We start from the raw sequence: 8,495 nt of genomic DNA, 5'->3' as shown, positions 1-8,495 counted from the left end.
AGCCAAGCAGATGCAGCGTGCCGAAATAGATACCACCGCGACGCGTGAAGACTTCTCGACGAATCGAGCCGTCAACCGCATACGGATAGCCTTTGGCGTGCGCTTCCGCAAACTCAATGCTGACCTGCATCGGCCCGCCAGTATGAATCGGGTTAAGATTGCCAAACAGCTTCTGCCCCATCGGCACCATATCGATAAAATCATCAAAGATGGCGCTCAGCTCTTTCTCGCTGCGCACTTTATCCAGACGCACGGCATAGCTTTCACCGTTCGGCGATTTGATTAACAGTGCGGTGCGCACCAGAAATGCCGGAACGTGCACTTTGGCGGCGCGGCGATCAATTTCGCCCCAGGCGATTTTCGGCAAGCCCGGCACTTCCGCATCAGCACTGAAGTTGGATTCCTGATCGGTGACGGCAATGACCGCGCAGATGTTGCTGACGCTGGCATCGATTTGCTGCACGCGGAACGCGGTATAGATGTCGTCGGCCCAAGCGGATTTTTGCTTCACGTCGCTGGGCAACAACTGCTGGATTTGGCTTTTCACATCGGCGGGCTGACGCGCAGGCGCCTGCGGCTCTTTTTTAGTGCTACAACCAACCAGTACCAGCGCAGCCAGCAATGCTGCGCCTTTCATCATCTTGCTCGTGTTCATCCTGCTCCCTGACGCCAACAAAAACCGTACCTTAACGTTTTCAGTGGCCTGCCGCTATCGGAGCCGGAGGATTTTGCGCGCTAGCTCCAGCGCTCAGCAGCCTGATGATCGCTGTCGCGGGCATCGACCCAGCGATCGCCTGCAGCGGTGGCTTCACGCTTCCAGAACGGTGCGCGGGTTTTCAGGTAATCCATGATGAACTCAGTGGCAGCGAAGGCGCTGCCCCGATGCGCGCTGCTGACGCCCACAAACACAATTTCATCGCCGGGGAAAAGTTCGCCAACGCGATGAATCACCGTGACCTGCTGCAGCGCCCAGCGTTGACGCGCATCTTCAACGATATCGGCCAGCGCTTTTTCCGTCATGCCGGGATAGTGCTCCAGCGTCAAGGCCGCCACGCTGGTACCGAGATTGTGATTGCGCACTTTGCCGGTAAAGGTGACGACCGCGCCATCGCTGTCATGGGCGGCGAGTTTTCCGTACTCCTCGCCGACGTTGAAAGGTTCTGATCCGACACGAATCCGCGTTTCCATCATCAGCCTCCGGTCACCGGCGGGAAAAAGGCCACTTCATCACCGGCACGTAGCGGATGCGTCATTGGCACCAGCGTTTGGTTAACCGCCGCCAGCAGCTTGCCGGATTCCAGCGCCAGCGCCCAGCGTTCGCCCTTCTCCGCTAATGCCGCGCGCAATGTCGCGACGTCCTCATATTCTGGAGCCAAATCCAGTGAGCTGGTGCCGGTCAATTCACGCACCTGAGCAAAAAACAGCACCTTAATCATGGCTCACCGCCTTGAAATCGCCGGACTTGCCGCCGCTTTTAGTCAGCAAACGCAGCTGGTCGATGACGATGTCTTTTTGCACCGCTTTGCACATGTCATAGATGGTCAGCGCCGCGACGGAGGCCGCCGTCAACGCTTCCATCTCGACGCCGGTTTTGCCGGTCAGACGACACAGCGAAGTAACGCGCACGCGATTGTGCTCGGGTTCAGCAATCAAACTGACTTCCACTTTGCTCAGCATCAGCGGATGACAGAGCGGAATCAGTTCCCAGGTACGTTTTGCTGCCTGAATACCGGCGATGCGCGCGGTGGCGAACACGTCACCTTTATGATGGCTGCCGTCAATAATCATCTGCAGCGTTTCGGCGCTCATCAGCACCAGCGCTTCGGCCTGCGCTTCGCGTACCGTTTCGGTTTTGCCGGAGACATCCACCATGTGGGCTTCGCCAGCGGCATTGATATGAGTTAACGATGACATGCTTACAACTTCTTCAAATGTGAAACGAAATTACACGGACGCGTACGTGCATCCAGCTGATCTTCAATAATGCGTTCCCAGGCGCTGCGGCAGGCGTTGGTCGATCCCGGCACGGCAAAAATCAGCGTCTGATTGGCTAATCCGGCCACCGCGCGCGACTGCAGCGTCGAGCTGCCGATCTCTTCATAGGAGATCATGCGGAACAGCTCGCCAAAGCCCTCGATTTCACGGTCCAGTAGCGGCAGCAACGCTTCTGGCGTGCTGTTTTTGCTGTTGAAACCGGTGCCGCCGTTCACGATCACCACTTGCACATCGTCGCTGGCGATCCAGCGCGACACCGTGGCGCGAATGCGATAGCGGTTATCTGGCACAATCGCGCGATCAACCACCTGATGCCCGGCTTCCGCCAGCGCTTCACGCAGATAATCGCCCGATGTGTCATTGCTGGCATCGCGGCTATCCGAGACGGTCATCACCGCCACATTTAAGGCGACAAATTCGCCGGAAGGTTTACCCATGGCCGTAACTCCTGTGTTTAGCCACCAATAAAGGAGAGATTTTGCGTGATGCCGGTGTTGCCCTGATGCAGGAAATGCGTCTGCTTTTTCTGTCCAAGGCTGTGCGCAATGCGCGCCTGCAACTCGTCTTGCTGATCGTCAGAGGCCAGCAGATCGCGCAGCGACACGCCGCCATCGCCAAACAGGCACAGATGCAAATTGCCCAGCGCCGAGACGCGCAGGCGGTTGCAGCTGGCACAGAAATCTTTCTCGTACGGCATGATCAGGCCCACTTCGCCCTGATAATCGGGATGACGGAACACCTGCGCTGGGCCGTCGCTGCGACCGCGCGGCTGGCGTTGCCAGCCTTGCATGATCAGCTGATCGCGGATCACTTCACCCGAGATGTGATGACGGCGGAACAGATCGCTGCCTTCGCCGGTTTCCATCAGTTCGATAAAGCGCAGTTGAATCGGTCGCAGGCGCAGCCACTCAAGAAAGGTGCTGAGACTGTGGCTGTTCACATCGCGCATCAGCACGCTGTTCACTTTCACTTTCTCGAAACCGGCATCAAAGGCGGCGTCGATTCCCGCCATCACCTCGGCAAATTTGTCCTGGCCGGTAATGGCGTGAAACTGGCGTGCGTCGAGGCTGTCGACGCTAACGTTAATATGGGTGAGACCGGCGGCGCGCCAGGCACGTACGTCACGCGCCATGCGGTAACCGTTGGTGGTCATCGCGATCTGGCGAATAGCGGCATTTTCACGCACGGCGGCGATGATGTCGGTGAAATCGCGACGCATAGAAGGTTCGCCGCCCGTCAGGCGCACTTTTTCCGTGCCCGCAGCCGCAAAGGCACGCGTCACGCGACGAATCTCATCCAGCGAGAGAAAGCTTTTATTGTTCGAACCGTTCGGCTTGTAGCCATTCGGCAAGCAGTAGGTACAACGGAAGTTACACACATCCGTGACCGACAGGCGCAGATAGTAAAAGCTGCGCGCGTAGGCATCTGTAAATTGTGGCACCTGAACACCTTTCCAAAGTCGGGAGATGCAGTCATTTCTTTCTGCACCCTGGCAGCTCAAGGCTGCGGCCTGCCTTCCATATCGTTAACGACTTAGGAAACCAGGCTTGGGAGTTTGTTGTCATTATGGACAACACGGTTAAAACGAATGGTAGCGCGATTAGCGATTCGCATCCATCAGTGAATTTCGCTATATAGCTTGATGTATAACGTATTTTTCACCGTATTTTCGCGACAGGATACGGTAAAATGCATCACAGATATTGATGCACATCAGTTCAACTACGCCTCAACGCGAGGACGTCAGTGACAAAGGAGAAACATGAATCGAACCCTGGCAGATTTGGACCGCGTAGTGGCATTAGGTGGCGGACACGGTTTGGGCCGCGTGATGTCGGCGCTGGCACCGTTAGGCTCGCGCTTAACCGGCATTGTCACCACCACCGATAACGGCGGATCCACCGGCCGCATTCGCCGCTCGGAAGGCGGCATTGCGTGGGGCGATATGCGCAACTGCATCAATCAGTTGATCACCGAACCGAGCGTCGCCACCGCGATGTTTGAGTATCGCTTCACCGGCAATGGCGAGCTGGCCGGACACAACCTCGGCAACCTGATGCTGAAGGCGCTTGATCACCTGAGCGTACGTCCGCTGGAAGCCATCAATATCATTCGCAATCTGCTTAAGGTTGATGCGTTTCTGATTCCGATGTCGGAACAGCCGGTTGATCTGGTGGCGCAGGATGGCGAAGGCAACATGGTGTACGGCGAAACCGCGATTGATGAGATGAAGCAGCCGCCCGAAGAGTTGATGTTACATCCGAATGTGTTGCCAACCCGTGAAGCCATCGAGGCGATTGGCGAAGCGGATTTGATTCTGATTGGCCCCGGCAGCTTCTACACCAGCCTGATGCCGATTCTGCTGATGGAAGATATGGCGCGCGCGCTGCGTCGTACACCTGCCACCATGGTGTTTATTGGTAATCTGGGCCGCGAACTGAGCCCGGCGGCAGCCAGCCTGAATGTGGCCGATAAATTGGCGATCATGGAGAAAGCGATTGGCAAGCGGGTGATTGATGCGGTGGTAGTCAGTCCAGCCGCCGATATTCGCGGCGTGGAAGAGCGCTTAATCATTCGCGAACCGCTGGAAGCCGCCGACATCAAATATCGCCACGACCGCCAGCTGCTGCGCATCGCGCTGGAACACGCCATTCAGGCCGTGTAGGGTCGCCATTTATGGCGACCTGGTTACAACCATTACGATTATGGCGACCTGGTTACTACCATCACGAAGCCGCAATAAACAGCTCACGCAGTTGATGTAACTGATCGCGCACGCTGGCGGCTTCTTCGAACTCCAGGTTCTGCGCGTGTTGCTGCATCTGCCCTTCCAGCTCGTGAATCTTCTTCTGCATCGCCTGCGGCGTAAGCGCCATATAGTTAGCTTCGGCTTCTGCCGCAGTGCGTGACGCGGTTTTGCCTTTGCCGCGCGTTTTCACCACGTTTTTACCGAGCTCAAGAATATCGGTGATCTTCTTGTTAAGCCCTTGCGGCACGATACCGTTTTCTTCGTTGTATTTTTGCTGCTTCTCGCGACGACGCTCGGTTTCGCCCATCGCGCGCTCCATCGACGGCGTGATTTTGTCGGCGTAGAGAATCGCCCGGCCGTTGATGTTACGTGCGGCGCGGCCAATGGTCTGAATCAGCGAACGCTCGGAACGCAGGAAGCCCTCTTTATCGGCATCGAGAATTGCTACCAGCGACACTTCCGGCATATCCAGACCTTCTCGCAGCAAGTTGATGCCGACCAGCACATCAAATTCGCCGAGCCGTAAATCGCGGATGATCTCCATACGTTCTACGGTATCGATATCCGAGTGCAGATAGCGTACCTTCTCGCCGTGCTCCACAAGGTATTCGGTGAGATCTTCCGCCATACGCTTGGTCAGTACCGTCACCAGCACGCGCTCGTTGATTTCGACACGCTTGCGGATTTCCGACAGCAAATCGTCAACCTGCGTCGCCACTGGACGCACTTCCAGCACCGGATCCAGCAGGCCAGTTGGGCGCACCAGCTGATCGATCACTTCGCTGCCCGATTTTTCCAGCTCGTAATTGCCCGGCGTGGCCGACACATAAATGGTTTGCGGCGCGGCCGCTTCAAACTCTTCAAACTTCATCGGGCGGTTATCCAGCGCCGACGGCAGGCGGAAGCCGTATTCCACCAGCGTCTCTTTACGCGCGCGGTCACCACGATACATGCCGCCAATCTGCGGAATAGTAACGTGCGATTCGTCGACTACCAGCAAACCATCCGCCGGTAAATAGTCAAACAAAGTCGGCGGCGGCTCGCCCGGTCCGCGACCGGAGAGATAGCGCGAGTAGTTTTCGATGCCGGAGCAGTAACCCAACTCGTTCATCATTTCGAGATCGAACTGCGTACGCTGGGAAATACGCTGCTCTTCAAGCAGCTTGTTGTTCTCCAGCAGCACTTTGCGGCGGATCACCAGCTCATCTTTGATCTCTTCCATCGCCTTAAGAATGCGCTCACGCGGCGTCACGTAGTGCGTTTTGGGATAGACGGTAAAGCGTGGGATAACAGAATCAATCTGACCGGTGAGCGGATCAAACAGCGACAGCCTTTCAACTTCTTCATCGAACAACTCAATACGCAGCGCGATGTCATCGGATTCGGCCGGGAATACATCGATCACTTCGCCGCGCACGCGGAAGGTGCCGCGCTGGAAGGCTTGATCGTTGCGGGTATATTGCAGTTCCGCCAGGCGACGCAGAATGCTGCGCTGATCGATAATCATGCCGCGCGTCAGGTGCAGCATCATTTTCAGGTAGAGATCGGGATCGCCCAGACCGTAGATCGCCGAAACAGATGCCACCACAATCACATCACGACGCTCCAGCAGCGCTTTGGTCGCCGACAGACGCATCTGCTCAATGTGCTCATTCACCGAGGCATCTTTCTCGATAAAGGTATCAGAACTCGGCACATAGGCTTCAGGCTGGTAGTAATCGTAATAAGAGACGAAAAACTCCACTGCGTTATCCGGGAAAAACTCTTTCATCTCGCCGTAGAGCTGCGCCGCCAGGGTTTTGTTCGGTGCCAGCACCATGGTCGGGCGGTTAAGGTCGGCAATCACGTTCGCCACGGTAAAGGTTTTACCTGAGCCCGTCACGCCCAACAGCGTTTGATGCGCGAGTCCATCTTCCAGCCCCTCTTCGAGACGGCGAATCGCCTCAGGTTGATCGCCTGAAGGCTTGAAAGCGGAGTTGAGTTTAAAGACTTTGCTCATGTTTTAGCGGTTCCAGCAGATGAAGTCGGCGGGCAGGCTGCTAATTCTACTCTGCTATGGCGAATTTGCCAGAAAAAAATACTGGACATAATTACAGTAACCTTGCACGATAATGGAATCTGAAGCGGATTTTCTTCAGTGCAATTTAAGCGGCAGCCAGCAAGCGCTTGTTGCGCAATGTTATCCCCAAGCGGAGGACGCTTTTAACATTTGTCAATAGAGTGTCATTAAATTGCAGTCCGATGACAAGCCAGATAATTCGCATGCTTGATTTTAACTAACCTACTGTTTTTACTGACATTGACTCAAAAGCCCAGTTTCTCATCATAATGTATGAAGGCCGCGAATTTACTCGCTTGCACACGGTTTTCAGTCGCTAATGCACAAGGTTATCCACAGTAATGGTGGATAAGTGAATCCAGCCCCGAGCCCATCGGCTGTGTATAATTTTCTCTCGCCCATTCTTAAGCGCGAAAAAAAATTTTTTCGCATTTATTTTTCTCCTCCTGCGTGTCGCATTAACCCTTCTTTTTCCCGGTTTACCTCTCCTTACCTGGAGAAAAGCCAGCCTTTAGGCCATTTATTTCCCAGGTTATTGCCTTACGAACGATCAAATGCACCAGAAACGTTAAGCCGTTAGCACCGTCAAAGTGCAGCTCATTTATCACCGCCGGCAATTGTTAAGTATTTCTCAACTTTTAGCGGTTGATTTGTCAGGTTTGCGACGCAGAACGGCCTGAATTCCTAACCTGGCCTGGGAATTGCAGTGTTTGCTATATGGAGTGACGAGTCCATATCGGCGCTTGCCGACGACAGCGGTGTCCATCAATCGTGCACGACTGTATGCCAGACGACACAGAGCGGGAGCATTCAGGCTAATAATCTGGAAGGAGGATGTCAGATGCTGAGTTTACGTTCGGTGAATCAGTTTTACGGTCAAAATCACATTCTGTGGGATGTGGATCTCGATCTGCCGCCGGGCACCTGCACCGGTGTGCTGGGCAGCCCCGGCATGGGCAAAACCACGTTGGTGAACTGCATTATGGGCCGCCTGCCGATTAACAGCGGCTCAATGACCTGGCAGGAAGATGGCGCGCCGCCGGAAGATTTGCTGCTGCAACCGGCCGAGCTGCGCGCGCGCACCGGCATTGGTTACGTGCCGCAAGGACGGCATATTTTCTCGCAGATGAGCGTGGAGGATAACCTGCTGATCGCCCTGATGGCGGCGCAGGACGATCGTAGCCGCGCTATTCCGGAAATGGTATTTGATCTGTTTCCAGCGCTCTATTCATTGCGCCATCAGCGCAGCGGCGAGTTGCCGATGGAGCAACAGCAACATTTGGCACTGGCGCGCGCGCTGGTGCTGCAACCCAAGCTGGTGATTCTGGATGAGCCAACGGAAGGGATGTCGCCGTGGCTGGAAGAGGAGATGGGCAATCTGATTCGTCGGCTAAACCGTGAGTATGGTTTAACCATTCTGCTGCTGGAGCAGCACGTGTCGTTTGTGCGCCGCGTCGCCGATTATTTCTTGCTGCTGCATCGTGGGCGTAACGTGGCGCACGGTAAAGTGGCGCAGCTGGATGATTTAACGGTGAATAAGTGGCTGACCGCGACGTGACGATGTAGCCAGGTCGCCATGAATGGCGACCCTACGGTGTTTGATGTGGTTTTGTAGGGTCGCCATTTATGGCGTAATACTCGTCAGTTAAGACTTAATCATGCCGGAACGCATAGCGTTTCGGCTTCTTTTTC

Annotated in this window: 9 protein-coding genes and 1 riboswitch; of the genes, 2 read left to right on the top strand and 7 right to left on the bottom strand. The window is 55.3% G+C overall.

Annotated features, from left to right (window positions below; genetic code table 11):
• The 6 genes from RTM06_RS19040 to moaA form a co-directional block, all read right to left on the bottom strand.
• A partial coding sequence (locus RTM06_RS19040) for a DUF1615 family protein (RefSeq protein WP_409455818.1) occupies nt 1-655 on the bottom strand: 655 nt, incomplete at its 3' end.
• An 80-nt stretch (nt 656-735) separates the two neighbouring features.
• Complete coding sequence (moaE, locus tag RTM06_RS19035) at nt 736-1,188, bottom strand: molybdopterin synthase catalytic subunit MoaE (protein WP_265297450.1); 453 nt, start codon at nt 1,186-1,188, stop codon at nt 736-738.
• Nucleotides 1,189-1,190: 2 nt separating this feature from the next.
• Entirely contained in the window at nt 1,191-1,436 is a 246-nt protein-coding gene (gene moaD, locus RTM06_RS19030; protein WP_256695970.1) for a molybdopterin synthase sulfur carrier subunit, read from the bottom strand.
• On the bottom strand, nt 1,429-1,914 hold the full coding sequence (gene moaC / locus RTM06_RS19025; protein WP_154153274.1) for a cyclic pyranopterin monophosphate synthase MoaC: 486 nt from the start codon (nt 1,912-1,914) through the stop codon (nt 1,429-1,431). Before moaC ends, moaD begins: the two co-directional genes overlap by 8 nt.
• 2 nt (nt 1,915-1,916) lie before the next feature.
• The gene (moaB, locus tag RTM06_RS19020) at nt 1,917-2,432 is read right to left on the bottom strand and encodes a molybdenum cofactor biosynthesis protein B (protein WP_101763177.1); all 516 of its coding nucleotides are present in this window, start codon (nt 2,430-2,432) and stop codon (nt 1,917-1,919) included.
• A gap of 17 nt (nt 2,433-2,449) precedes the next feature.
• Nucleotides 2,450-3,436, bottom strand: a complete 987-nt coding sequence (gene moaA, locus RTM06_RS19015) for a GTP 3',8-cyclase MoaA (protein WP_312184278.1) — start codon at nt 3,434-3,436, stop codon at nt 2,450-2,452.
• Nucleotides 3,426-3,561: riboswitch (molybdenum cofactor riboswitch) on the bottom strand. Its footprint overlaps the gene before it by 11 nt.
• A 196-nt stretch (nt 3,562-3,757) precedes the next feature.
• Between moaA and yvcK the strand changes: the two genes are divergently transcribed.
• Nucleotides 3,758-4,660, top strand: a complete 903-nt coding sequence (gene yvcK / locus RTM06_RS19010; protein ID WP_008102701.1) for a uridine diphosphate-N-acetylglucosamine-binding protein YvcK — start codon at nt 3,758-3,760, stop codon at nt 4,658-4,660.
• Between the two features lie 61 nt (nt 4,661-4,721).
• On the opposite strand, the gene uvrB is transcribed toward yvcK, so the two are convergent.
• Nucleotides 4,722-6,743, bottom strand: coding sequence for an excinuclease ABC subunit UvrB (gene uvrB / locus RTM06_RS19005; RefSeq protein WP_256695966.1), 2,022 nt, complete (start codon nt 6,741-6,743; stop codon nt 4,722-4,724).
• A gap of 901 nt (nt 6,744-7,644) precedes the next feature.
• Between uvrB and RTM06_RS19000 the strand changes: the two genes are divergently transcribed.
• Nucleotides 7,645-8,361, top strand: coding sequence for an ABC transporter ATP-binding protein (locus tag RTM06_RS19000; RefSeq protein ID WP_008102708.1), 717 nt, complete (start codon nt 7,645-7,647; stop codon nt 8,359-8,361).
• Nucleotides 8,362-8,495 lie beyond the last annotated feature (134 nt).

The sequence above is a fragment of the Pantoea sp. CTOTU46764 genome (assembly GCF_031974595.1).
GTDB lineage: Bacteria > Pseudomonadota > Gammaproteobacteria > Enterobacterales > Enterobacteriaceae > Pantoea > Pantoea trifolii.
The sequence above is the reverse complement of the archived record's forward strand: the minus strand, read 5'-3'. Positions and strand labels throughout refer to the sequence as shown.